Annotated in this window: 30 protein-coding genes; 17 read left to right on the top strand and 13 right to left on the bottom strand. The window is 30.9% G+C overall.

Annotated elements, in window-relative coordinates; translation table 11 throughout:
* Window position 1: 1 nt before the first annotated feature.
* The 4 genes from ABNT22_RS06005 to nadC form a co-directional block, all read right to left on the bottom strand.
* Window positions 2–475 carry a hypothetical protein gene (locus tag ABNT22_RS06005; RefSeq protein WP_348715049.1) on the bottom strand — a complete coding sequence of 158 codons (474 nt, stop codon included), beginning with the start codon at window positions 473–475 and terminating at the stop codon, window positions 2–4.
* Window positions 476–480: 5 nt separating this feature from the next.
* A complete protein-coding gene (locus tag ABNT22_RS06000; protein WP_348715047.1) occupies window positions 481–1,053 on the bottom strand; it encodes a pentapeptide repeat-containing protein in 573 nt (190 codons plus the stop codon).
* Window positions 1,054–3,156, bottom strand: coding sequence for a M3 family metallopeptidase (locus ABNT22_RS05995; protein WP_348715045.1), 2,103 nt, complete (start codon window positions 3,154–3,156; stop codon window positions 1,054–1,056).
* Window positions 3,157–3,232: 76 nt separating this feature from the next.
* Window positions 3,233–4,093: a carboxylating nicotinate-nucleotide diphosphorylase gene (gene nadC, locus ABNT22_RS05990; RefSeq protein ID WP_348715043.1), complete on the bottom strand. Its 861-nt coding sequence runs from the start codon at window positions 4,091–4,093 to the stop codon at window positions 3,233–3,235.
* Window positions 4,094–4,369: 276 nt separating this feature from the next.
* On the opposite strand from nadC, the gene ABNT22_RS05985 reads away from it, so the two are divergent.
* From ABNT22_RS05985 to rlmH, 5 genes are all read left to right on the top strand, one after another.
* Window positions 4,370–4,498, top strand: coding sequence for a hypothetical protein (locus ABNT22_RS05985; protein WP_348715042.1), 129 nt, complete (start codon window positions 4,370–4,372; stop codon window positions 4,496–4,498).
* Window positions 4,499–4,675: 177 nt separating this feature from the next.
* Window positions 4,676–5,107 carry a hypothetical protein gene (locus tag ABNT22_RS05980; RefSeq protein ID WP_348715041.1) on the top strand — a complete coding sequence of 144 codons (432 nt, stop codon included), beginning with the start codon at window positions 4,676–4,678 and terminating at the stop codon, window positions 5,105–5,107.
* Window positions 5,108–5,140: 33 nt separating this feature from the next.
* Window positions 5,141–5,635, top strand: coding sequence for a hypothetical protein (locus tag ABNT22_RS05975; RefSeq protein ID WP_348715040.1), 495 nt, complete (start codon window positions 5,141–5,143; stop codon window positions 5,633–5,635).
* Between the two features lie 116 nt (window positions 5,636–5,751).
* A complete protein-coding gene (locus tag ABNT22_RS05970; protein ID WP_348715039.1) occupies window positions 5,752–6,378 on the top strand; it encodes a hypothetical protein in 627 nt (208 codons plus the stop codon).
* Between the two features lie 64 nt (window positions 6,379–6,442).
* The gene (rlmH, locus tag ABNT22_RS05965; RefSeq protein ID WP_348715037.1) at window positions 6,443–6,916 is read left to right on the top strand and encodes a 23S rRNA (pseudouridine(1915)-N(3))-methyltransferase RlmH; all 474 of its coding nucleotides are present in this window, start codon (window positions 6,443–6,445) and stop codon (window positions 6,914–6,916) included.
* 1 nt (window position 6,917) lies between these two features.
* On the opposite strand, the gene ABNT22_RS05960 is transcribed toward rlmH, so the two are convergent.
* On the bottom strand, window positions 6,918–7,697 hold the full coding sequence (locus tag ABNT22_RS05960) for a helix-turn-helix transcriptional regulator (RefSeq protein WP_348715036.1): 780 nt from the start codon (window positions 7,695–7,697) through the stop codon (window positions 6,918–6,920).
* 179 nt (window positions 7,698–7,876) lie between these two features.
* Here ABNT22_RS05960 and ABNT22_RS05955 point away from each other — a divergent pair, with 179 nt between their 5' ends.
* From ABNT22_RS05955 to ABNT22_RS05935, 5 genes are all read left to right on the top strand, one after another.
* Entirely contained in the window at window positions 7,877–8,455 is a 579-nt protein-coding gene (locus tag ABNT22_RS05955) for a non-canonical purine NTP diphosphatase (RefSeq protein WP_348715034.1), read from the top strand.
* Window positions 8,456–9,487: an iron ABC transporter permease gene (locus tag ABNT22_RS05950; protein ID WP_348715032.1), complete on the top strand. Its 1,032-nt coding sequence runs from the start codon at window positions 8,456–8,458 to the stop codon at window positions 9,485–9,487.
* A 2-nt stretch (window positions 9,488–9,489) separates the two neighbouring features.
* Entirely contained in the window at window positions 9,490–10,287 is a 798-nt protein-coding gene (locus ABNT22_RS05945) for an ABC transporter ATP-binding protein (protein WP_348715030.1), read from the top strand.
* Window positions 10,288–10,354: 67 nt separating this feature from the next.
* Window positions 10,355–11,383 carry a M28 family metallopeptidase gene (locus tag ABNT22_RS05940; RefSeq protein WP_348715029.1) on the top strand — a complete coding sequence of 343 codons (1,029 nt, stop codon included), beginning with the start codon at window positions 10,355–10,357 and terminating at the stop codon, window positions 11,381–11,383.
* A gap of 79 nt (window positions 11,384–11,462) precedes the next feature.
* Complete coding sequence (locus ABNT22_RS05935; RefSeq protein WP_348715027.1) at window positions 11,463–12,344, top strand: zinc-dependent peptidase; 882 nt, start codon at window positions 11,463–11,465, stop codon at window positions 12,342–12,344.
* On the opposite strand, the gene ABNT22_RS05930 is transcribed toward ABNT22_RS05935, so the two are convergent.
* The 3 genes from ABNT22_RS05930 to holA form a co-directional block, all read right to left on the bottom strand.
* Window positions 12,341–13,021 carry a hypothetical protein gene (locus tag ABNT22_RS05930; RefSeq protein ID WP_348715025.1) on the bottom strand — a complete coding sequence of 227 codons (681 nt, stop codon included), beginning with the start codon at window positions 13,019–13,021 and terminating at the stop codon, window positions 12,341–12,343. The two genes, ABNT22_RS05935 and ABNT22_RS05930, sit on opposite strands and share 4 nt — an antisense overlap.
* Before the next feature lie 65 nt (window positions 13,022–13,086).
* Window positions 13,087–13,665: a Crp/Fnr family transcriptional regulator gene (locus tag ABNT22_RS05925; protein ID WP_348715023.1), complete on the bottom strand. Its 579-nt coding sequence runs from the start codon at window positions 13,663–13,665 to the stop codon at window positions 13,087–13,089.
* A complete protein-coding gene (gene holA, locus ABNT22_RS05920; RefSeq protein ID WP_348715021.1) occupies window positions 13,665–14,666 on the bottom strand; it encodes a DNA polymerase III subunit delta in 1,002 nt (333 codons plus the stop codon). The genes ABNT22_RS05925 and holA overlap by 1 nt, the downstream gene beginning before the upstream one ends.
* Before the next feature lie 17 nt (window positions 14,667–14,683).
* Here holA and ABNT22_RS05915 point away from each other — a divergent pair, with 17 nt between their 5' ends.
* From ABNT22_RS05915 to ABNT22_RS05905, 3 genes are all read left to right on the top strand, one after another.
* The gene (locus ABNT22_RS05915; protein ID WP_348715019.1) at window positions 14,684–15,127 is read left to right on the top strand and encodes a type I restriction enzyme HsdR N-terminal domain-containing protein; all 444 of its coding nucleotides are present in this window, start codon (window positions 14,684–14,686) and stop codon (window positions 15,125–15,127) included.
* Between the two features lie 3 nt (window positions 15,128–15,130).
* The gene (locus ABNT22_RS05910; RefSeq protein ID WP_348715018.1) at window positions 15,131–15,682 is read left to right on the top strand and encodes a nucleotidyltransferase family protein; all 552 of its coding nucleotides are present in this window, start codon (window positions 15,131–15,133) and stop codon (window positions 15,680–15,682) included.
* A gap of 76 nt (window positions 15,683–15,758) precedes the next feature.
* Entirely contained in the window at window positions 15,759–16,760 is a 1,002-nt protein-coding gene (locus tag ABNT22_RS05905) for a glycosyltransferase family 2 protein (protein ID WP_348715014.1), read from the top strand.
* Here the strand turns inward: ABNT22_RS05905 and ABNT22_RS05900 are convergent.
* Window positions 16,757–18,007 carry a hypothetical protein gene (locus ABNT22_RS05900; protein WP_348715013.1) on the bottom strand — a complete coding sequence of 417 codons (1,251 nt, stop codon included), beginning with the start codon at window positions 18,005–18,007 and terminating at the stop codon, window positions 16,757–16,759. The two genes, ABNT22_RS05905 and ABNT22_RS05900, sit on opposite strands and share 4 nt — an antisense overlap.
* A 116-nt stretch (window positions 18,008–18,123) precedes the next feature.
* Between ABNT22_RS05900 and ABNT22_RS05895 the strand changes: the two genes are divergently transcribed.
* The gene (locus tag ABNT22_RS05895) at window positions 18,124–19,209 is read left to right on the top strand and encodes a hypothetical protein (RefSeq protein ID WP_348715012.1); all 1,086 of its coding nucleotides are present in this window, start codon (window positions 18,124–18,126) and stop codon (window positions 19,207–19,209) included.
* Here the strand turns inward: ABNT22_RS05895 and ABNT22_RS05890 are convergent.
* From ABNT22_RS05890 to ABNT22_RS05880, 3 genes are read right to left on the bottom strand one after another with little or no spacing between them, the layout of a single operon-like run.
* Window positions 19,201–19,875 carry a ceramidase domain-containing protein gene (locus ABNT22_RS05890; protein ID WP_348715010.1) on the bottom strand — a complete coding sequence of 225 codons (675 nt, stop codon included), beginning with the start codon at window positions 19,873–19,875 and terminating at the stop codon, window positions 19,201–19,203. The genes ABNT22_RS05895 and ABNT22_RS05890 overlap by 9 nt on opposite strands.
* Window positions 19,865–20,485: an L-threonylcarbamoyladenylate synthase gene (locus tag ABNT22_RS05885; RefSeq protein WP_348715009.1), complete on the bottom strand. Its 621-nt coding sequence runs from the start codon at window positions 20,483–20,485 to the stop codon at window positions 19,865–19,867. The genes ABNT22_RS05890 and ABNT22_RS05885 overlap by 11 nt, the downstream gene beginning before the upstream one ends.
* Before the next feature lie 6 nt (window positions 20,486–20,491).
* The gene (locus tag ABNT22_RS05880; protein WP_348715007.1) at window positions 20,492–20,992 is read right to left on the bottom strand and encodes an IS1096 element passenger TnpR family protein; all 501 of its coding nucleotides are present in this window, start codon (window positions 20,990–20,992) and stop codon (window positions 20,492–20,494) included.
* A 58-nt stretch (window positions 20,993–21,050) separates the two neighbouring features.
* Here ABNT22_RS05880 and ABNT22_RS05875 point away from each other — a divergent pair, with 58 nt between their 5' ends.
* From ABNT22_RS05875 to ABNT22_RS05865, 3 genes are read left to right on the top strand one after another with little or no spacing between them, the layout of a single operon-like run.
* On the top strand, window positions 21,051–21,467 hold the full coding sequence (locus tag ABNT22_RS05875; RefSeq protein ID WP_348715005.1) for a PaaI family thioesterase: 417 nt from the start codon (window positions 21,051–21,053) through the stop codon (window positions 21,465–21,467).
* Window positions 21,464–22,315 carry an alpha/beta fold hydrolase gene (locus ABNT22_RS05870; RefSeq protein WP_348715004.1) on the top strand — a complete coding sequence of 284 codons (852 nt, stop codon included), beginning with the start codon at window positions 21,464–21,466 and terminating at the stop codon, window positions 22,313–22,315. Before ABNT22_RS05875 ends, ABNT22_RS05870 begins: the two co-directional genes overlap by 4 nt.
* Window positions 22,312–23,346: a chorismate-binding protein gene (locus ABNT22_RS05865; RefSeq protein ID WP_348715003.1), complete on the top strand. Its 1,035-nt coding sequence runs from the start codon at window positions 22,312–22,314 to the stop codon at window positions 23,344–23,346. Before ABNT22_RS05870 ends, ABNT22_RS05865 begins: the two co-directional genes overlap by 4 nt.
* 341 nt (window positions 23,347–23,687) lie before the next feature.
* Here ABNT22_RS05865 and ABNT22_RS05860 read toward each other — a convergent pair whose 3' ends face one another.
* Entirely contained in the window at window positions 23,688–24,044 is a 357-nt protein-coding gene (locus tag ABNT22_RS05860) for a PUR family DNA/RNA-binding protein (protein WP_348715002.1), read from the bottom strand.
* Window positions 24,045–24,102 lie beyond the last annotated feature (58 nt).

The raw sequence follows: 24,102 nt of genomic DNA, 5'->3' as shown, positions 1-24,102 counted from the left end.
ACTATTTTAGCAATTTTTTCATTTTATATTCATCCAATCCCTTTCCAAACCCATCTTTGATTACTTCATAGGTTTTAAAACCATATCGATTGAACAACCTTTCCATTAACTGTGTTGTGTTTATTAAAATAGGAAACAATTTTCCTTCTGAAATAATTCTATTTTCTATTTCTTGATAAAAAAGATCAGAAATGTTTAAAATCTTATTGGCTCCTAAAGAGTGCTTTTCAAACATTACCCAAGCAATTCCATGCATATTTTCTTTGGTATAATGCCCGCCACAACCAATTACTTTTCCTTCTTGCAGGGCTACTAGGTAATTCTCATCAGTAAAATTATCTAGAAAATAAACTAAGTTCTCTTCATCATTGATATTAAAATATTTCGGACAATTAGACCTAAAAATTCTAATAATTTCTTCTTTATGGGAACCACTATAAATTCTAAATTCAATCTTTTCTTTCTCTTTTTTCACAACCTTTAATCTTCAATTACAATTCCATAGCTACTTAGCAATCCTTCGATATTCTCTTTTGAAAACATTGCTTTTTTTAATCGATTCTTTTCTGGCGAAATAGAAAAATTAAATGCGGTTTTCAAATTGGCTTTTTCTAAATTGGTATTTTCAAAAATTGCTCCTTCTAAATTACTTCTTTCAAACACTGCATTTGAAACATTCGTTTCTGTAAAATCAGCTTCTTTTAACTCACAATTGATAAATTTTGTATGCGGAATTTCCAATTGATAAAACGAGGAAAAATTGAGTTGACAATTTTTAAAATTCAGTTGCAAGAAAAACGGATTACATTCATTAAACTTAACTCCGATTAACTTACAATTCAAAAAACTACAATCTTTAAATGCGGTTTGATTTAAAATAGCATTGCTAAAATTACAATCAACAAACTCACATTCCAGAAACTGAATATTAGACGCATGTACGTTCTCGAAGTTACAGTTCTCGAACGTACAATTGTCATATTCTCCTTTTTGTATGTTTAAGGTATTAAAATTGACTTTTGAATATATTTCGTTGTCAAAATAATCCTCCATTTATTTCAAACCTCTTGCTTTTAACATCGGCTCAGCTTGTGGATCTCTTCCTGCAAATATTTTATACATTTCTGCATAATCCATTGTATTTCCTTTTGATAATACTTGCTCTCGGAATTTTTGTCCGTTTTCACGAGTTAACAACCCGTTGTTTTTAAACCAATCATATGCATCATGACTTAACATTTCTGTCCATAAGTACGAATAGTACCCTGCAGCATATCCTCCACTAAAAATATGTGCAAAGTATGTTGAACGGTATCTTGGAGGAACCTCATCTACATTTAACTTCATTTTCGCTAATGCTCCTTCTTCAAACTTTGCTACATCTTCTATGGTATCATCTACAGAAATAGTATGCCATTGCATATCTAAATTCGATGAACATAAGTTTTCAATGATTGAATATCCTTGGTTAAAAGTTCCTGCATCTTTAATCTTTTTTAATAATGATTCAGGAATTACTTCTCCAGTTTTATAATGTAATGCGTAGTTGTTTAATACCTCTGGATGTGTAGCCCAGTTCTCATTAAACTGCGATGGAAACTCAACAAAGTCTCTTGAAGTACTTGTTCCTGAAATAGAAGCATAAGTTTGATTACCGAATAATCCGTGTAACGCATGTCCGAATTCATGGAACATGGTTTCTACATCATCAAAACTAATCAATGCTGGCTCTCCTTCGGCTGGTTTAGGTGAGTTACATACATTATAAATTACAGGCTTTTGATTACGTAACTTAGATTGTTTTACAAAAGCACTCATCCAAGCACCTCCTCTTTTACTATCTCTAGCAAAGAAATCTCCATAATATAATCCTAACGGGCTTCCATCCTCTTCAAAAATCTCATATACTACTACATCTGGATGGTATGTTGGAATATCTGTACGTTTTTTAAATGTTATTCCATACAACTTCGTTGCTGCATAGAATACTCCTTTTTCTAGTACATTGGTTACCTCGAAATAAGGCTTTACTTCTTCCTCATTCAAATTATACTTCGACTTACGTACTTTTTCAGCATAATGATTCCAGTCGTAAGGAGTTAATTTAAAATCTCCTCCGTTTTTATTAATTTCTGCTTGAATTTCTTTTACTTCTGACGCTGCTTTTTCTAATGACCCTGGAATTAATCCATTGAACATTTCAAACACCTTATCTGGAGTATTAGCCATCGTTCCTTGTAAACTCCAGCTAGCATAGTTATCAAACCCTAAAATTTGTGCCTTTTTAGCTCTCAAAGTTACCATCTTCTTTACCAAATCACTGGTATCATACTCTCCTCCATCAGTTCTGTGAATTGACTTTTCAAATAATTCTTTACGAACTTCTCTGTTTTCTAAAGATTGTAATGATGGTTGCTGTGTAGTATTGATTAACTGAATTTCATAAGATCCATCTTTCTCTATTGACTTGATTTTATCTTCTGAAAATCCTTTTAATTTTTCTTTATCGGTTACTACTACCCCTCCTTTTTTACTAGCATCTAACAATTTCTTTCCGAAATCGTTTGATAAACTTGCTAATTCAGAGTTGATTTTCTTTAATGCTTCTTTTTTATCTTCTGATAAATTTGCTCCTGCCTTTACAAAGTTCTTATAGTATTCTTTTACTAAATGAGCAGATTCAGCATCTAATTTTGAATTTTCTAAATTATCATGCACTTGTTTGATACGTGCGAACAATTTGGTGTTTAACAAAATATCATCGCTATGTTTTGAAAATTTAGGTGCTAGTTCTTTTTGAATTTCCTTAATCTCGTCGTTTGTATGTGCACCTGCTAAACCATAAAATACCGCTGTTACATTGTCTAATGTTTTACTACTTTCTTCTAAAGCTACAATAGTGTTTTCAAAAGTAGGAGCTTCTTCGCTATCTACTATTTTCTGAATCGTTTCATTTTGTAACTTCATCCCTTCTAAAATAGCGGGCATAAAGTGTTCGTTTTTTATTTTAGTAAAATCTGGCGCTCCATAGTCTAAGGAACTTTTTACCAGTAACGGGTTTTCTACCATATCTGCTTTTGTGTCTTTTTTAGCTTCTTTTGTATTACAAGAAATTGCCAATACCAAAGTAGCTACGAGGATTAAGCTTTTTTTCATGAGTATTTAGTTGTTTATACAAGTCTTTGTCATAAAAAGATTACTTTATTTTATGTACAATGACCATTGGGTTATATTAATCTACTGCCTTTAAACTTAAATCTAAGTTATATACAGAGTGTGTTAATGCTCCAGAAGAAATAAAGTCTACACCACATTCAGCGTATTCTCTAATGGTTTTTTCATTGATTCCTCCTGAAGATTCTGTTAAGCAGGTATCTCCAATTAAAGCTACTGCTTTACGAGTATCTTCATAGTTAAAATTATCAATCAAAATTCTGTACACGCCTTCATTAGAAAGAATTTCTTTGATTTCTTCTAAATCACGTGCTTCTACGATGATTTTTATATCTAAGCCTTTTTCTGCCAAGTACTTTTTAGTTTTGGTAATGGCTTGTGTAATTCCTCCTGCAAAATCAATATGATTATCTTTAATCATTACCATATCATACAAAGCAAATCGGTGATTTTCTCCTCCTCCAATTTTAACCGCCCATTTTTCTAAGGCTCTAATTCCTGGAGTGGTTTTACGAGTATCTAATACTTTGGTTTTAGTACCTTCTAATAAATCCGCAAAAAAACGTGTTTTGGTAGCAATGGCGCTCATACGTTGCATGGCGTTTAATACCAAACGTTCTGCCATTAAAATAGATTGTGATTTTCCTTCTACATAAAAAACAATATCTCCATACTTTACCTGTGCTCCATCTTCTATTAACGTTTCTATTTTTAAATCTTTATCTACGTATGCAAATACTTTTTTAGCAAACTCTACTCCTGCAATAATTCCTTCGTCTTTTACTAATAATTTTGCTTTACCAGTTGCAGTAGCTGGAATACACGATAATGAGGTATGATCTCCATCTCCAATATCTTCTCTTATGGCATTTGCGATTATTAAATCTAGCTCTTTCTCAAATTGTTCTTTTGATATCATATTTTCAGTTATTCTGACGTAAAAATACAACTATTTTTAGTTCTCTGTTTTGTGTTTTGTTTTAATTATCCTTATCGGATGAAGACATCTTTTACTAACAAAATTCTACAGCCTTAAAAACTTTGTTTCACTTCTTTTAACAAGTGTTGTAGTTCAAATCAACTCAACCATTAACACACTTAAAACCAACAAGTTTTATCAACAACTGTGAATAAGTTTTATCTCATTTATAAAATCTCTTTCTTAACTTAGCTTATACAACTCAAACCTACTACTATGAAAGCTGCTAAAGAATCTTTAATCTTAATGTACGAGATGTTTCTATTTAAAACCAATGATCTTATTGATATTCTTTTTGTTGTTTTTGTTTGGGTTGGAGCCATCATAGTATTACTCAACTTATAATTTTAATATTTCCTTAACTTTTTATTTACGCTATTGCTATTATTCAATTTGTATTATTGTACTGTTTATCGTTGTAAGGAAAACAATTACAACAACGTATGTTACCGACCACGCTTTTAGTGTGGTTTTTTGTTTTTACTTATTTTTGACAGAAAAATGCTTCTTACGAGTTAAAAAATGAAAGTCCCAAAAACATCTGATGACCTAAAAAACGAATTCTATATTTCAATAGATCTCATTGAGAAAATTGGTGATTTAAGTTTTCGACAGTTAATAGAAAAACTAAAGAATGTTTCTGATCAAATTATTATTGAAGGAGTCATCAAAATATTTAAAAATACTGATAGACAAAACTCTCATTATATTGATCAAAAATATGCAGCAAAAATACTTACTGAATTAAATCCAAAGACTCAAATAGATTTAATTTCAATTCTAAAGTTGACTGTCAAAAATTGGAATAAAAGTGTTGAAGAGTTCCCTTTTTGGTTAAGAGAAAATTATGGTATTGATGTATTAAAAAGCAAATTGATTGAATTTGAAACTCAAAACTTGACAGCATTGGAACTGGATAACTTAAAAACCATCCAGTGGTGGTTGAAGATATAATTAATAAATATATATATCCTGAGTAAAATAGTTATGATAATAAAAAAAGAAATAAAGAATAATGAATTTTACCTCTACTTCAACGGTAAATTAGTTTTTAAGAAATGGTTAGATCAAGGCTACTCAAAAGTCTTTGATCATTTTGCTTGGGGAAAATATACTGAAAAAAGCATCACTGATTTTGACTTAGATGAAACTCCTCCTTTATATCATGTTACATGTAAATTAACTTTATATTCGAAAGAAGCTGGTGGACGAAAAACTTCAATAGCAAATGGATACCGCCCAAATCATGTTTTTGAATACGAAAAAGACGGTACACTAAAGTATACGTACGTAGGAGACTTTCAGTTTGGAGAAGGAAACCTTTTAGCCCCAGGAACAACAAAAAATGTAACTGCAAGGTTCTTAACAACTCAGCCAATTGAAAAGTATTTATATATAGGGCAAAAATGGTGGATATATGAAGGATCTCGTAAAATTGGAGAAGCTGAAATGATAAAAATTGAGCTACCTAAAATAAGCTAATCATAATAACCTGACATTTAATCACTTCTTCTCCACAGCTCATTAGATAATTCCTCTAGAAAATATTAAAGTCAAAAGTTTTTAATTACTTTTAATAAAAGTTGCACATATTAAAAATGAGAAAAATTAAAATATCAGTTCTAATTCTACTACTTCTTGCTTTTTGTGGATGTCAACATTTCAATAAAAAGCCTGAAAAAATAATTAATAAAAGCTTTGGATTGCTAAACAACGAAAATGACAGTACTTCGGTAGAATTAGATCTCAACAAACTGAATAATTGGGAAGAATTAATCAAGCGAACTACACAAATTGTTTGTAATGATAGTATTCCTAAAATTAGTATAAAAAACGACAGTGTTATCAAACATATTTACTTTCGTAACATTTGTTGGAAAAATTTTGGTTGTGTTTTAATTAGAGAAAAAAACACTCTTTCAATTTACAACGATACAATCAAAAAGTCTAACGAGACATTTTATTCATTGGATAGTTTAACCACAGTACTTAAAAGAGACATAGAAAATAATGGACAAAATCCTAGTTGGAGTGACAATCCTGAAAAGTTATTAATTAATGTATCTTATGATCAAAATGGTTTAGAGAAATTGATCAATGTATTGAATCTGTTAACAGAAGCTTTTGAAAAAGTAACTGATAGAAAGGATATAAAGATAATATTAAATGAAAAACTTGTTTTTCTTACCCCCCCGTCTCAACCACCTCCACCGCAAGAACTCTAACTAAACACAGTCCAAGTCGAAAACTACTCCTTAAGAGTTCATAAAACATTTGTAATTTTGCTCTATGAAGATAAAACTACTTGCTATAGGTAAAACAGATGATAAAAATCTGATACAACTCATTAACACCTATGAAAAAAGACTGAAGCATTATGTAAAGTTTGAGCTAGATATTATTCCTGATATCAAAAATGTAAAGAATTTATCGGAAGCACAGCAAAAAGAAAAAGAGGGTAGTTTGATTTTAGCAAAACTGCAACCTACAGATGAGTTGGTTTTACTAGACGACAAAGGAAAACACTTTACTTCCATAGAATTTTCTCAATATTTACAAAAGAAAATGAACTCTGGAATCAAGCAATTGGTCTTTGTCATTGGTGGACCATATGGTTTCTCAGAAGCTGTTTATAATAAAGCAAAAGGAAAAGTATCATTTTCTAAAATGACCTTTTCCCATCAAATGATTCGTTTATTTGTAGTTGAGCAAATTTATCGAGGTTTTACGATTCTTCGTAATGAACCTTATCATCATGAATAAGTTATTTTCTCGATAGTTTATACAAAACTATAATTTCAATCAAAATGGTTGGTATTAAAAGTACCAATCCAAGTGTAGCTAAAAGCACAGTTGCTAACAAGGCTCCTGTAATAATTTCTAAAATTGCATTTACTTGAATCAAAGTTCCCAGCTTATCTTTTAGTTGCAGTAAACTGAGTCCAAATGCTATTTGAAGCGCTCCAAAAACAATTAGTTCTCCAATAGCGGAAATAACAATAGTTTCATCTGCTAAGTTAATGGTATATACATCTAAAATTGAGGATACTACATAGGCAATCATTAAAACTACCACTACTATTTTAAGCAGTTGTGTATCAAATATTTTAGCTATTCTAAAAAATCCCATAAAAAACAACACAAACGTAATTGATGAAATTATTTTTACGACAGAATATGATACTGTATTAAAAAAAGACTCATCTCCAGTAAACTGATAAATATCTGCCACCGTTTCTATAAATCCGAAAACAAAGTAAATGATTCCAAAAATCCATGCTACATTCAATATTCTTGTATCCTCTTTGGATATTGCTGTCTCGCTGGTAAAATTGTCTAAGTTCGCCTCTAATGCTTCTAATATGGCTTTTATTGTAAAACTTCTTGGTGTGGTTTCTCCTGCTTCTATTCGTTGAATGGTTCGTACATTGATATTACACATTTCAACTAATTCTTCTTGGGTCAATCCCTTTTGCTTTCGTAACTCGTAAATCTTTCTTCCTAATTCTGGCTGTTTCATGGTAAGTAAATTTTTATTTTTCATACAATGTTAGTTTTGAATTTGAGTTTTACGAAATATTTTAAATGAATTAAACCCGACATTTACACGACTTCCTTTTAAAACCAAGGGATTCAACAAATTCTCTTAATTTATAAAGTCGTCATCTTTTTTATACAAAGATTATAAAATTTGATACATTTGTTTACTCAAAAAACAGAAAAATGCAATTAGTTTTTGCTACAAACAACTTAAATAAACTTTCTGAAGTTCAAAAAATGCTTCCAGAATCTATACAACTCCTTTCTTTAAAAGATATCAATTGTTTCGATGATATAGAAGAAACAGCTACTACTTTGGAAGGAAACGCTCAAATTAAAGCGAATCATATTACCGAAAATTTTGGATACAATTGTTTTGCCGATGATACTGGTTTGGAGGTTAAAAGTTTAAACGGCGAACCTGGAGTATATTCAGCCCGTTATGCTGGTGAACCTGCTAATGCAGAAAACAATATGCAAAAACTACTTTCTGAATTAGGAGATAATTCTGATAGAAACGCACAGTTTAGAACATCTATTTGCTTAAATTTAGATGGGAAACAGTATTTATTCGATGGAATTTGCAATGGCACCATTCTTTCAGAAAAACAAGGAGAAAAAGGATTTGGATATGACCCTATTTTTCAACCAGAAGGATATACACAATCTTTTGCCGAAATGAGTGCTGATGAAAAAAATGCCATTAGTCATCGTGGCCGTGCAATTCAAAAACTGGTAGACTTTTTAAATTCGTTCAACTAATTGAATTCGACTAAAACAAATATCAAATACTTTAGTATACTTATAGTTTCACTATTTGTTTTTGCTTTCTTGAATTTAAGTTTAGGATCTGTAGCAATTCCACCAAAAGAAATTTTTAATATTCTGTTGGGAGGTATCCCTTTTAAAGAAAGCTGGGAAACCATACTTCTTAACTATCGATTACCTAAAACTATTACTGCTATTTTAGTAGGCTCAGGTTTATCTATCAGTGGTTTATTAATGCAAACGTTGTTTAGAAATCCTTTAGCAGGTCCATTTGTATTAGGAATCTCCTCAGGAGCTAGCTTAGGTGTTGCGGTATTAATTTTAGGCTCTGGTCTTTTTGGTGGCTTTCTTGGAAATGCCTTAGTTTCTAGTTGGTCTACCGCCATTGCTTCTAGTTTGGGTTCTTTTTTGGTGTTGTTAGCGGTAATAGCAGCTGCTAATAAAGTAAGAAACACCATGTCTATTCTTATCATAGGTTTAATGTTTGGCTCATTAACCTCAGCTATTATCAGCGTACTTTCCTATTTTAGTGAAGCAGAACAAATTCAGCAGTATGTTTTTTGGAGCTTTGGGAGTTTAGGAAACCTCAGCTGGAACGAATTATCTGTGTTTTTTGTAATTTACATTGTAGGTATAGGAGCTTTGTTTTCTGTAATTAAACCTTTAAACAGTTTCTTATTAGGAGAAAACTATGCGAAGAGTTTGGGTATCAACATCAAGAAAAGTAGAAATATTATTTTATTAGTAACCAGTTTACTTACTGGAGTAATTACTGCTTTTGCAGGACCTATTGCTTTCGTTGGAATTGCCGTTCCACATATTGCTAAAATGTTTTTTTCTAGTTCTAATCATAAAATACTTATTCCAGCAGCTGCTTTAACAGGAGCCATTATTTTATTAATTTGTGATAGTATTGCTCAGTTGCCAACTAGCGAATTCACATTACCTATCAATGCTATTACCTCTTTATTTGGAGCTCCAATAGTTATTTGGTTACTAGTAAGAAAAAAGAAAATATACGTTTAAAATTGAGTACTGAAACCAAACATACCGTATTAAAAACCGATAACCTAAGCATAGGTTACAAAACCAAGAAGCAACAGAACGTTATTGTTTCTAATATTAATATAGCTATCGAAAAAGGTAAGTTTGTTGCTTTATTAGGTAAAAATGGTATTGGAAAATCTACTTTACTTCGCACTCTTTCTAAAGTACAACCTTCTTTAAAAGGTACTATTGAAATAAACCAAAAGGAGTTATCAACTTATTCAAACTTACAGTTATCAACAACTTTAAGCTTGGTACTTACCGAACGTTTACCTGTAAGTCAATTAACTGTTTTTGAATTAGTTTCTTTAGGAAGACAACCTTATACCAATTGGATCGATACGTTGACCCAAGAGCATTTAAAAAAAATTCTTTGGGCGATAGAACAAACTGAAATTGCTCATTTAAAAGACAAACGTTTTTACGAATTAAGTGACGGACAATTACAACGAGTACTCATTGCAAGAGCCTTAGCTCAAGACACCGAAATAATCATTTTAGATGAACCTACTGCTCATTTAGACATTCATCATACTTTTAAAGTATTTTCATTGCTAAAAAAGCTTGTTGAAACCACAGGAAAAACAATTCTTATTTCTACACATGAAGTAAATCTCGCCATTCAATTAGCAGATGAGTTTGTTTTATTAACAGAAAACAATGTATACAATGGGAATGCTAAGGAATTAATTGAACAAAATGCATTTGAGCAATTGTTTCCTAAAGAGCTCATTACATTTAACAAAACATTAGAACAATTCATTATTAAGAAAAGTTAAATTTGCGACTTGGGAAGGTTTTGTTATTTTTGAAAACAAGCCAAACCAAAACTTTAATTTAACATTAATGAGAAAATTACTTTATATAGCAGGTGCTTCTGCACTTGTTGCTTGTGCTTCTAGCAAGCAAACTTCCAACGAAGATCCTAACATTGACTATGCCGCTAAGTATGCAGAAACAATTACAGCAAAGGATTTAGGAAAACATTTATTCGTTTACGCTTCTGATGAGTTTGAAGGAAGAAATACGGGAGAACCTGGACAAAAGAAAGCAGTAAAATATTTAAAAGATTTTTATGTAAATAGTGGTATTGTATCTCCTTTAGGTGGTGATGACTATTTCCAAGAAGTACCTTCAGAATATTTAAGCAACAACCGCAGAGGTATGACCTTAAAAGATTCTGAAAATGTGGTAGCATTTATCAAAGGAACAGAAAAACCTGAAGAAATTGTTGTCATTTCTGCACATTTAGACCATGAAGGAGTTAAAGATGGAGAAATTTATAACGGTGCAGATGATGATGGTTCTGGAACTGTGGCCATCTTAGAAATTGCAGAAGCTTTTAAAAAAGCTGCAGATGCAGGTAAAGGTCCTAAACGTTCTGTTTTGTTTTTACATGTAACAGGTGAAGAAAAGGGATTATTAGGTTCTAAATACTATACTGAAAACCCAATTTTTCCATTAGCTAATACAGTAACTAACTTGAATATAGACATGATCGGTAGAGTTGATGACCGCCATAAAGGACAACCAAACTATATCTATCTAATTGGTTCTGATAAGTTAAGTACAGAATTACATAATGTTTCTGAGGCAATGAATAAAAAGTACACCAACATTGCTTTAGATTATAAATATAACGATGAAAATGACCCAAATCGTTTTTACTATCGTTCAGATCATTACAATTTTGCAAAGCATAACATTCCTATTATTTTTTATTTCAATGGTACACATGCTGATTATCACCAACCATCAGATACCCCAGATAAAATTAATTATGAAATGTTAGAAAAGAGAGCTCGTTTAGTTTTCCATACTGCTTGGGAAGTTGCCAATCGCGACAAACGTGTTGTAGTTGACAAAGCGGAATAATCTCTAAAGAAATAAACTCATAATAAAAAAAGCTCACCTTCATGGTGAGTTTTTTACGCTTAAAAAATAAATTGCTTAAATGATTCTTGCCGTTTCTTCAATTGTAATAATATCCCTATTCTTTTTTGTAACAAAAAAAAAGGATAAACAACAATATAAGAGCACTCCAACTCCATCTTTAGATTTTCCTAAAGCATGGAAACCTATCTTAATACAAAACGTAACTTTTTACAATGCTCTAAACACACAACAAAAAGAATTGTTTGAATTTAAAATTCAGGAGTTTTTACTCAACTGTGAGATTATAGGTGTGGATACTACTGTGGAAGAAATAGACAAAGTTTTAATTGCCGCTAGTGCTGTGATTCCTATTTTTAATTTTCCGAATTGGCATTATCCCAACTTATCTGAAATAATACTATATCCAAATTCATTTAATCATGATTTTGAAACAACTGGACCAGATCGAATGATATTAGGTATGGTTGGTAATGGATACTTAGAAGGAAAAATGATTCTTTCTAGGCATGCATTACGCTTAGGATTTCAAAATGAATCAGATAAAAAGAATACAGCCATTCACGAATTTGTTCACTTAATAGATAAACTCGATGGAAACGTTGATGGAATCCCAGAGGTTTTACTAGAAAAACAATATACCATTCCTTGGATTGATTTAATGAACAAAAAAATGGACGAAATCTATGACGAAACTTCAGATATTAATCCATATGGCGGAACAAATAGAGCAGAATTCTTTTCTGTAGTTAGTGAGTATTTCTTTGAAAGACCAAAGCTTTTAGCTAAAAAACACCCTCAGTTATATGACCTTCTAGAACACATGTTTCAACAAGACATGGAAGATAAAAACCTTCATTTTAAAAAGATAGACATCTCTAGAAATGATCCTTGTTATTGTAATAGTGGGCGTAAGTATAAAAAATGTTGTGGAACCAATTAACCACCTTCCGAAATCTTTTTCTTTAATAGAATTATATCACTAATATGGGTATAAACTACAATAGGAACAATAACACCTGCTAATAAAACCATAGGAAAATATGCAATCGCCTTATTTGGAACTGCATATCCAAAATTTATGTACAATAATTCCTGAGATAGAAATCCATTAGATAGAATAAATAGTACCAAACATAAACTCACAATATTCCACCCCAATAATAATTTATAATCTATTTTCCTATAATTCATCCAAGCTACCAAAATCACAGCTGTGACTCCTGGAATGATATCATAATTCCAACCTTCATAAGTCATTTCCATTGGAATCCATTTTCTTACTGCTAACTGAAACAATAATAACTCAATGGGTAAACGAACTATATGTAAAGCTGTACTCCATTTAAAATCTCTTGTCTCATAATTAGCTTTATTTCTTAACAAAAAAACCATGAAGATTATTGAAGGTAATAAGATATAAACAAATCTAGAATAGGTATCTCCTTCTTGGTAATGATACAACCCTGCATAAGACAATATACTTAATACAACTGTCCATAGCAAAACAATAAATAGACTACTTTTTCTAACTGTATTTGACTTGATAAATAAAAAGATAACATATACTGTGGTTAAAACAAAAGATATAGAAATAAACAAAGGTAAATTCGGAATCATAATTAAATATTTTACTCAAAAATAATTCCTACTTGTAGATAAAAACTTGCCATATGACAAGAACGCTATTGTAAGATTTCTTTTCGTATTCTACTTAAAGATGTATCGGTAATACCTAAATAAGAAGCTATATCTTTCAAGTTTGCCTTTTGAAGTACCTCTGGCCTATTTTCTAACAAATCTAAGTATCTTTCTTTAGCAGTTTTCGTAATCATTGACAAACTTCTTTGTTTGAATTCAAAAAAGTTCTTAGTTAAGTGCGCTCTTCCCCACTCTCTATACTTTTCAGAAGTATTAAAATGCTCTTGAAAAATTACAAAATTCTTACTCCATAAAACGGAGTCTTCAAGCACTTCTATACTCTCTTGGGTTGCAGTTCTCAGAAAAAATGAAGTTTCTTCTAAAACTATATTTCCTTCAGTATAAAAACTTGTAGTTACTTGATTCCCTTCAATATCCAAAACGAAAGAGCGTAAAAATCCTTTTTCAACCAAGTAATAATTATTTACAATCGCTCCTTTTTTTAGCAATAACTCACCTTTCTTTACTACAATTTTTTCATAGCCAGAAAAAATTAACCTCTGCTCTTCTTCAGATAATAATAAGTCTTTAAACTCTTTATAAAGAACAGAATCTTTTTCCATTAATGTAAAATCTTAAACAATAACTCTTTTAAAATATCAGCATGGGATTGATTAGCCCCTACTCCTTTACTTTTAACATCAGCATCTCTTAACAAACCAATAACTTGAGAAACTTTTCTCATAGGATAATTACGAGCAGCATTGACATAGTCATCTACAAAATATGGATTCACTCCCAAAGTTCTAGCAACCGTAGCCTTTGACTTGTCTTTCAACCCATGATACATTAATAATTGTGTAAAAAAACTATTTAATAAAGAAATAGTCATTACCAAAGGATTATTCTTTGGATTTTGAGCAAAGTAATTTATAATTCTATTTGCTTTTACAATATCTCTTACTCCAACTGCTTTACGTAACTCAAAATTATTAAAGTCTTTTGAAATCCCTATATTTTCTTCGATATGCTTATCTGAAATAATGGTTTCCTTAGGCAACACTGAAACCAACTTATCCAACTCATTACTTATCTTACTTAAATCAGTTCCTAAAAACTCTACCAGCATTTGCGACGCTTTTGGCTCTATATTAAACTTTTTAGAACTCAATACTTGTCGAATCCAATCGGACACTTGATTCTCATATAACTTTTTACTTTCGAAAATCAATCCATTCTTAGCAATGGCCTTATATGCTTTTTTACGCTTATCTAATTTTTTATATTTATAATTAAAAACGAGTACAGTAGTAGGTTGAGGATTGATCGCATAACTTTCAATCTTATCAATAGTACGACTCAAATCTTGTGCTTCCTTAACAATCAACACTTGCTTTTCTGCCATCATTGGATAACGTTTTGCAGAAGACACAATTTCATCAATAGATACATCTCTACCATACATTACCACTTGATTAAAACCTTTTTCAGATTCTTCTAATACGTTATCTTCAATATAATCTGAAATCTTATCGATATAATACGGTTCTTCACCCATTAAAAAGTAAATAGGTTTGGTATTTCCAGCTTTTATATCAGAGATGATAGATTTAATTTCGTTCATTTCATTATTTTTGAATCATGCAAAAGCTCAATCTTCCTACATATAATTTCAAGCTCAAAAGTAACGAAAATAAGACGCTTATTTTTGATAGTTTACGAAAAAAATATGTGGTACTTACACCAGAAGAATGGGTAAGACAACATTTTGTTCAATTTTTAATTCAAGAGAAAAAATATCCTGTTTCGTTAATTGCCATCGAAAAACAACTGGTAATAAATAACTTAAAAAAAAGAACAGATATTGTGATATTCTCTTCGAAAGGAACTCCAAATATTATTGTTGAATGTAAAGCTCCACATATAAAAATTACACAAAGTACATTCGATCAAATTGCGCGCTATAATCTAAAACTAAATGCTACTTATTTAGTTGTCACCAACGGTTTAGAGCATTATTTCTGTGTATTAGATAAAGAGAATGAAACCTATGTTTTTCTAAAAGATATTCCTTCTTACAAATAAAACATGGAACAGGACTTTTCTTCTGAACTCATTAGCATTATAAAAAACGATGCTTGGATGCTTCACATCTTGCAAATTGTAAACGATTTAAACTTGAAAGATTGTTGGGTTGGTGCTGGGTTTATAAGAAACAAAGTATGGGATGTTAAACACAACAAACCAAGAACTACTTTAAATGATGTTGATGTCATATACTTTGATTCGTCAAACCTCTCTTCCGAAGTAGATTTTCAAATTGAGAAAACATTAAAAAAGAAATATCCAGAGGTTAATTGGTCTGTAAAGAATCAAGCTAGAATGCATCTTTATAACAATCATACTAAATACATTAATTGTACAGATGCTATTTCATATTGGCCTGAAACAGCTACGGCAATTGCAATTCAGCTTAATCATAACAATCAAATAAATGTTATTGCTCCTTATGGTTTAATCGATTTATTTAACCTAGATGTTAAACCTACTCCTCGTGTTGATTTTACCATTTACAACCAAAGAATTACGAATAAAAACTGGAAAGCAACTTGGCCTAACTTGACCATTCACAAAGAATAAGTCCATTTCAAATTTTAATGTTATTTTATGGTTTTAGCACTGCAGTAACTAATTTTAAAAATGTAAGTTTGCACTCTTGAAAACAGCAATAGTCATATTAAATTGGAACGGCGTAAAACTACTTGAACAGTTTTTACCTTCTGTTGTAATGCATAGCTCTCAGCAAGCTGAAGTATATGTTGCAGATAACGCTTCTACAGATACGTCTGTAAATTTTGTAAAAGAACATTTCCCTTCTGTAAAGATTATCCAGAATAAGGACAATGGAGGTTATGCAAAAGGATATAATGATGCACTACAACGTATTGAAGCTGATATTTTATGTTTAGTAAACTCTGATATTGAGGTTACCGAAAATTGGCTTACTCCAATCATAACTACTTTTTCAAGTGAACAAAACACTGCGATTGTTCAGCCAAAAATTTTAGATTTTAAAGACAAAACTAAATTTGAATATGCTGGTGCAGGTGGAGGTTTTATCGATGCGTTTGGATACCCTTATTGTCGTGGTAGAATTTTTAGTGACTTAGAAACAGACAGTGGTCAGTTTGATGACACCACTAATATCTTTTGGGGTTCAGGTGCATGCTTTTTTATTCGTTCATCTGTTTTTAACGAATTAAAAGGGTTTGACGAAGACTTCTTTGCACATCAAGAAGAAATTGACTTATGCTGGAGAGCAACGAATAAAGGATACGATGTTAAATATGTTGGAGCGTCTACAGTATATCATGTAGGTGGAGCAACTCTAGACACACTTAACCCGAAGAAAACTTATTTAAATTTCAGAAATAGTTTACTGAACTTAGTTAAAAACCTACCTACTTCCAGACTATTTCCTGTTATATTTTCTCGTTTAGTTTTAGATGGGGTAGCAGGAATTAAGTTTTTAATTGAACTCAAACCAAAACATCTCTTTGCAATCTTAAAAGCTCATTTTAGTTTTTATAAAAACTTGTTCAAATTCTTAAAGAAAAGAGGTAAAACAACTAAAAGTTCAAAATACTTTTTACACAAATCTATAGTTTGGCAATATTATGCATTGGGTAAGAAAAAGTTTACAGATTTAAAAAATTAGCTTTTTAGAAACACATTTCCTTTTAAATCTCTCAAGAAAAGGTTTTTAACTTCTCCAATTCCATAAAACTTAACACGCACTCCAACTACTTTACCTATAGTACTATTATACGTATTAGTATAAATTTCTTTGTTATTTATAGAAATAACGACTTCTTTGTTTTCTGTTCGTATGTTTAGCTTTTGGTAACTACTAAAATCTGTTCCTAAAAAAGATAAATCATTTTTCTTTCCATCTAAATACAAATCACTCAACATCATTCCAATTTCAGCAGCACAACCATTAATTGAAAAAGGAACCACATAGGCACTCTTTGTTCCTACAATGATTATCATAGTTTTTTGGCATACTCCCCATTTTTCCCTAAAAAGGTTTTTAACTTCTAATTCAAACTCAAAATTATCTCCAAAAATATCTCCCAAGTCATTCACATAATGTAGGGTGGTAGTTACTGGTTTCTCTTTATTTACTACCTCATCAAACACCTTTTTTGAAAAGGAGATACCTTCACCTTCATTCTTTTTAATTTCTTCTCCTACATAATATTTGGGTATAGGGTTGTAATCAATAGTTCCCATCCAACCATTTGATTTAATGAATAAACCATGTTCTTTCACAATTGTATTATCTATTAATAATTTTGCTCTAAAATATCCTGGAAAATAATATTGTCCCGTTGCTTGCTTTTGGTCTTTCTGAATGGTAATTGTCTTCGTTTCGTCCCAATATTGTTGAATGATAATGTTATTAGAATTTACTCCATCTAAATCAAAATCAAACACTGCAGAATTTGGTAATCCTTCAGTAATTGGCCTACTTTTAAAAGGAATATTCGAATAATCCACAACCTCATTCCTACTATTTGACATAGAAAATATCGATAAAAACAGCCCTGCAATTATAAAGGCTGACAACATAATTACACGAAAGTTTGAGTGTATCACTTTTTTATAATAAGAAACTGTAGATTTCTTATGGTTATTCTTAAAATCTCTCCAGTTTAAAAACCCGGCAAATTGCGCCAATGCATTTAAAGTACTAATACTTGGAGTGCTATTATAGTTTATCTTTCCCCAAACTCTTTTTAATGTAGTTGGACTTAACAAGATTTTTGTTTCTTCTTGAATCTTTTCACTTAACTCTATAAAAACATCGTTATGCCATAAGTGAGAACTTCCCCAATCTAGTTTTTCTTCAATTAAAACTAAACACTCTTTAACCTCCTTATATTCTTTATATGTACTCATTAGAACAAAAATCACCAAAAATTATCATTTGAACAACTATGTATCAACTTGAACCTATTTGTTTTCTATTGATATACAATAAAATAGAAATTTGAACATCATTTAAAACAATTACCATGAATGCAAAATTCTTTATCGCTTTATTACTTATTACCAATATCAGCCTAGCCCAAAAAATCATTCCTTTAGATACAACAAACTGGAAGATAAATGCAAAATCGTATATTTTTGAAAACTACAAAGGAAAAGATGCAATATATATTCAAGGTGGAGCCATTACTTTAAAAGATAAAACCTTTTTAAATGGTACTATTGAATTTGATGTATTTTTAAAAGAGGAACAGGCTTTTCCAGGAGTATACTTTAGAGGAACTAAAAATCTGGATTCTGAACAATGGTTCATGCGTCCCCATCTCTCAGGAAAACCAGATGCAAATCAAGCTGCTCCAGCCACTAAAGGAATAACTCCATGGCAATTATATTTTGGAGAAAAATATTCTTTCCCCTACAAGTATAAATTCAATGATTGGACTCATGTAAAACTAGTGGTAAATAATAATAAAGCCCAAGTCTTTTTAGATGAAGCACAAACCCCCAATTTATCTTGGAACTTATTTCATAAAACACAAGAAGGTTTAATTGCCTTTAGAGGCGGACGTTTTTCTGGACTACATCTTGCCAATATAAAAATTGACCCGAATCAAACGGTCATCAAAAATTTCATCCCTAAAACAAGAACCCCTATTAAAAATCTGGTACCTAAATGGATAATCTCTGACAAATTTGAGGAAAAGCATCTTGAAAATATTGATTCTTTAAAAATACTCATTCGTTCAAGAAAATGGAATAATGAGATTATAGTCGAAGAAGGTACCGCAGCCAATATTTCAAGAAAACTACAACGCTATGATGGACAAGTAGGAAATACGGTTTTTGCTAAAATTGAAGTTCAATCTGATAAACCCAAAACAAAACTTTTTGAATTTGGATATAGCGATAGAGTTGTAGTTATTTTAAATGGGAAACCTATTTATAAGGGAACCAACAAATGGCGTTCTAGAGATTATCGCTATTTGGGAACCGTTGGTCTTTTTGATGCTGTATACCTTCCTCTTAAAAAAGGAAAAAACACATTATTAATTGCTGTATCAGAAGACTTTGGAGGTTGGCTCATAACTGGAAGATTTAAAGACTCAAACTAAATCTTCTTGATCTTTATATATGTAATATAATAGAAAAAAAACTGCAATTCCGCCAAACATATGCCATAACCAATGTGTTCCCATAGGCAATAGCACCATTATATTATCTAGCGTTCTAAAAAGAATTGCTAAAGAAAAGATACCAGCTCCATACAATATGTATTGAACTCTTTTCCATTGTGTTTTATAGGCATACCAAAGAAAAGGAGTTAATACTGTAAATGCCGTGATTAAATACCCAAATGAAATTCTATAGCTCTTTGGTAAAGACAACATTCTTGGCAAGATTGTGAGTACAATTAATCCTATAAATAGAAATAACCGTTGCCACCATTTCTTTGTTATTTTTCCAATAAAGTAAATAATCCCTCCTAAACAAACAATCATAATTGGCAACCAATCCAACACCAACCAAAATTCATGACTTCTAGTTCCATGAAACATAGTACCTCCTATCCAACTAATAAAAATAACAGGGATTGCAAATAAAAAGAAAGGATGCTTTTTAGGGTTTTTAATTATTTTCTTACCAAAATAAATAAGAATAACTATAAAAATAAGATTACTAAAAGTATTAAAAGGTTCTACTGGCAATCTACCCTCTATAGTCTCTTGATAAATAGGTCCACTATCTTTCGGGAAGTTTTGTAGAAAACTATAAAACATCTAAACTTCCTTTTCCTTCACGAATTACTTCAGGTTCATCTGTTGTTAAATCAATTACGGTCGATGCATAATTGTCTCCATAACCACCATCTATTACTACATCGACAATATTTTGCCACTTTTCAAAAATTAACTCAGGGTCTGTGGTGTACTCCAATACTTCATCTTCATCGTGAATTGAAGTTGAAACGATAGGGTTTCCTAATGCTTCTACAATAGCTCTTGCTATATTATTATCTGGCACACGTATACCTACTGTTTTTCTTTTTTTAAAAACCTTAGGCAAGGAATTACTTCCAGGTAATATAAACGTATAAGGTCCAGGAAGCGCTCTTTTTAAAATTTTATAGGTAGCTGTGTTTATTTGCTTTACATAATCTGATAAATGGCTTAAATCATTACAAACAAAGGAGAAATTAGATTTTTCTAACTTCACTCCTTTTATTTTAGCTACTTTTTCCATGGCTTTAGAATTCGTTATATCACATCCTAAACCATAAACTGTGTCGGTTGGATAGATTACCAAACCTCCATTTTGTAAAGCCTTTACTACTTTTTCTATTTCTTTCGGATTAGGATTGTCGTTATATAACTTTATAAACTGTGCCATAGCTATTTAAAAATTGTTAAAATCAAAATCATCTATACGGTCTAAGTCATCAAATTCATCTTTAAACTCATCATCAAACCCTTTCATAATATCTTCTGACTTAAATTCTTTTTCTTGAGCTTCTGCCGGAACTTCTCCCACAGATAATAATAGCTTTGCCTCATCAATCTCTTGACTTGAAACTTCGATAACTTCTACATAAAATGCCCACATATGTAAAAAATCATATACATAAATCAACTTGTCATGTACTTTGGGTAAAGTTTCATTCAAAACACACGTAGCCATAGAAATTCCTTCCCCAGCTTCTGCCATATTAAATAATGGAATTTCTTCTCCTTGATTCCATTCTTCATCTGTTCTATAAAAAGAAGCCATCTCCTGACCATCAAAACCAAAAGCTTTTGCAATGGTAAAATGCAAACTTTCTAAAGTTTCTTTTTCATTTACCATCAAGGTTCTAATTACATCTTCTTGCGTATCTAAAATTACACGTACTTTATACATTACTCCATTATTTAATCACCACAAAAATACGTATTTTTGAGATGATAATCTATTAGCAATGGAGAAAGAGCAACTATTAGAAAAACTTAATAAATTAAACAAAAATACACTCATGGAAACTCTAGAAATAGTGTTTACCGAGGTGGGTGAAGATTTTTTAACCGCACAAATGCCTGTAAACTCAAGAGTTCACCAACCTTTAGGTCTATTGCACGGAGGAGCTACAGCAGCATTGGCTGAAACTGTAGGAAGCTGCGCCTCTGTAATTTTTATAGATGCAAAAAAACAAATTGTAAAAGGTATAGAACTTAGTATAAACCATTTAAAAAGTAAAAAAGAAGGAATGGTCTATGCTACTGCCAAATTAATGCACAAAGGAAGAACAACTCATTTATGGGAAGTAAAAATTATTGATGAAGACAAGAACTTAATTTCCCTTTGTAAAATCACTAATATAGTTTTAGATAAAAAGTGAGACTCCTAAAAAAAATATTCAAAATTTCAACGTACATTATCTTCTCTCTTGTAATTATTCTATACTTCTTGTTTAGATACTATACAAGCCCTAAGAGTGATCAAACAATTTTAGACTCTTATGCAAATAGTGTAATTCAACCAAAACTAAGCAAAGAAAAATTTAAAGATTTTGAATATCGGAAAATTGAGGTTGTTTCAGACACTACATTACCAACAATTGTATTTGTACACGGAACTATTGGCTCTTTAAACGATTTCAACCGTTTTTTAACAGATAGTTTACTTCAAAAAAAAGCAAATATGATTGCCTACGACAGAATCGGTTATAATTTTAATGACCAAAATAAAGTACAAGAAAGCATTGCTTTTGAAAACGCCATGTTAAACACGATTATTTCCGGCCTGAATCCAGACAAAACCATTCTTTTTGGTTATTCTTATGGAGGTCCTATTGCTCTTTCTATAAAACAGAAGTTAAAAGGAATCATTTTACTTGCTCCAGCTGTTTATAGCAAGGTTGAACCGATGCCTTGGCTGGTAAATTTTTATAAATGGAAATTAACCAGATGGCTTGTTCCTGATGTTTGGAAAGAAGCTTCTAAAGAAAAACTTTCACATAAAAAAGATCTTACTCAGTTTGAGAACCAATGGAATACCACCAAAAGTAAGGTTAAAAGTATTCATGGAAATTCTGATATGATTGTTCCTTTCTCAAATTCTATATTTTTGCAAAATCAATTTACAAAAAGTCAATTTGAACTTATAGAAGTGGATGATGCTGGACATGGAATACTTTGGAGTAACTTTGCCTTTTTAAAACAACAACTATTAAACGAATTAGATTGAGTATTTTAGAAAAAATAAAGATCGCATATCATAACCACCAACCCTTTGTTGCTTACAGAAAACCTAAAGAGCTCAGCGTAAATTTATATATTCAAAAGAACGATGCTCTTCATACATCCAGCAACTTAACAGAAAGTGGATTCATTTTTGCTCCTTTTGATAATAACAATCCTTCTGTTTTAATTCCATTTAACCAGTCAGAATTTTCTCAAGAAGAAATTACCATAACTAATCAGTATGCACTAAATAATGATATTAGTTCAGATATTTCTTCTAAAAAATCTCATTTAGATCTTGTGACAGCAGGTGTTGAAGCTATTCAAAATGGAAACTTTAAAAAAGTCGTTTTATCAAGAAAAGAACAAGTTGCTTTAAAAAACATTGATATTTCTTCTACTTTTAAAAAGCTTCTTTATACTTATTCGACTGCTATGGTTTACGTATGGTACCATCCAAAAGTTGGTTTATGGTTTGGTGCAACTCCAGAAACCTTAATCAAAGTAAACCATCAACAATTTCAAACAATGTCTTTAGCAGGTACTCAAGTATATCAAAAAGATAAAGAGGTTACTTGGGAACAGAAAGAAATTGATGAACAACAATTTGTTACCGATTTCATTTTAGATAAACTAACTCCTATTACTACCCATATAACCACTTCAAGAGTAAACACCATCAAAGCAGGTAATTTAGTTCATTTACAAACTAAGATTAGCGGAGAACATTCTAATAATATAGCTGAAATAATTGAAGCCTTACACCCCACTCCAGCGGTATGTGGATTACCCAAAAAAGCTTCAAAGCAATTTATTATAGATAACGAAAACTACGATAGAACCTATTATACTGGTTTTTTAGGGGAACTGAATTTGAATAACAACTCTAGTATTTTTGTAAATCTACGTTGTATGGAAATTCAAAACAACATTGCAAATATCTATGTTGGAGGTGGTATTACTATTGACAGTTCTCCAGAAAAGGAATGGTTAGAAACTGTAGCTAAAACCGGGACTATGAAAAAGGTCCTATAAGTTAAAACACTTATTTACTTCAATTTAGCATCCTCTTAACATTAAAATATAATTTTATTGCTAATTTTATAGAAAATTAAAATCAGCAAGCTATGAACACATTAAATTACTTTAAAAAAAAGGATGATAAACTAAACAGTAAGGTGGGTAAAACCCTTACATACCAGGAATTGATGAAGCTAGTTTCGTCAAAACCAATCCCCAAAGAAAAAATTTCATAATAAAAAACCACTAACATTTGAATGTTAGTGGTTTTTAAGATTTGTGTAAATTGAATTTGAATTAAAAATGCAATAATTAGTTTATAACAATAGCGTTAAACTAATTTTACATTTCATTTTTTAAATATCATCAAAAGAAACATCTGTAAAGTTCTCTGCAGAAACTTCTGCTACTGATTCTTCTTTTTTATAATCTTTTTGATGGCGTTCGCTAATTACTTCTGCCCCTTTTTCATTTATAATAAAGTCGGTTGCTTTATCTAGCATCTCTTTAAAGCTAGTGAAATCTTCTTTATATAAATAAATTTTATGCTTTTGGTAATGGTAAGACCCATCGTCATGTGTAAACTTTTTACTTTCTGTAACAGTTAAGTAATAATCATCTGCCTTCGTAGACCTTACATCAAAAAAGTAAGTTCTTCTTCCTGCTCTTAAAACTTGTGAAAAAATTTCTTCTTGTTCTACTCTCTCGCTCATAATTCGTCTTTTAAAAACTAGTTGGTTGTTTTATTTCCTCAACAAATCTAAAAAAATA

Origin of the sequence: Tenacibaculum sp. 190130A14a, from assembly GCF_964048965.1 — a bacterium.
Lineage (GTDB): Bacteria > Bacteroidota > Bacteroidia > Flavobacteriales > Flavobacteriaceae > Polaribacter > Polaribacter polynesiense.
This window is presented reverse-complemented; position numbering and strand designations above follow the sequence as displayed.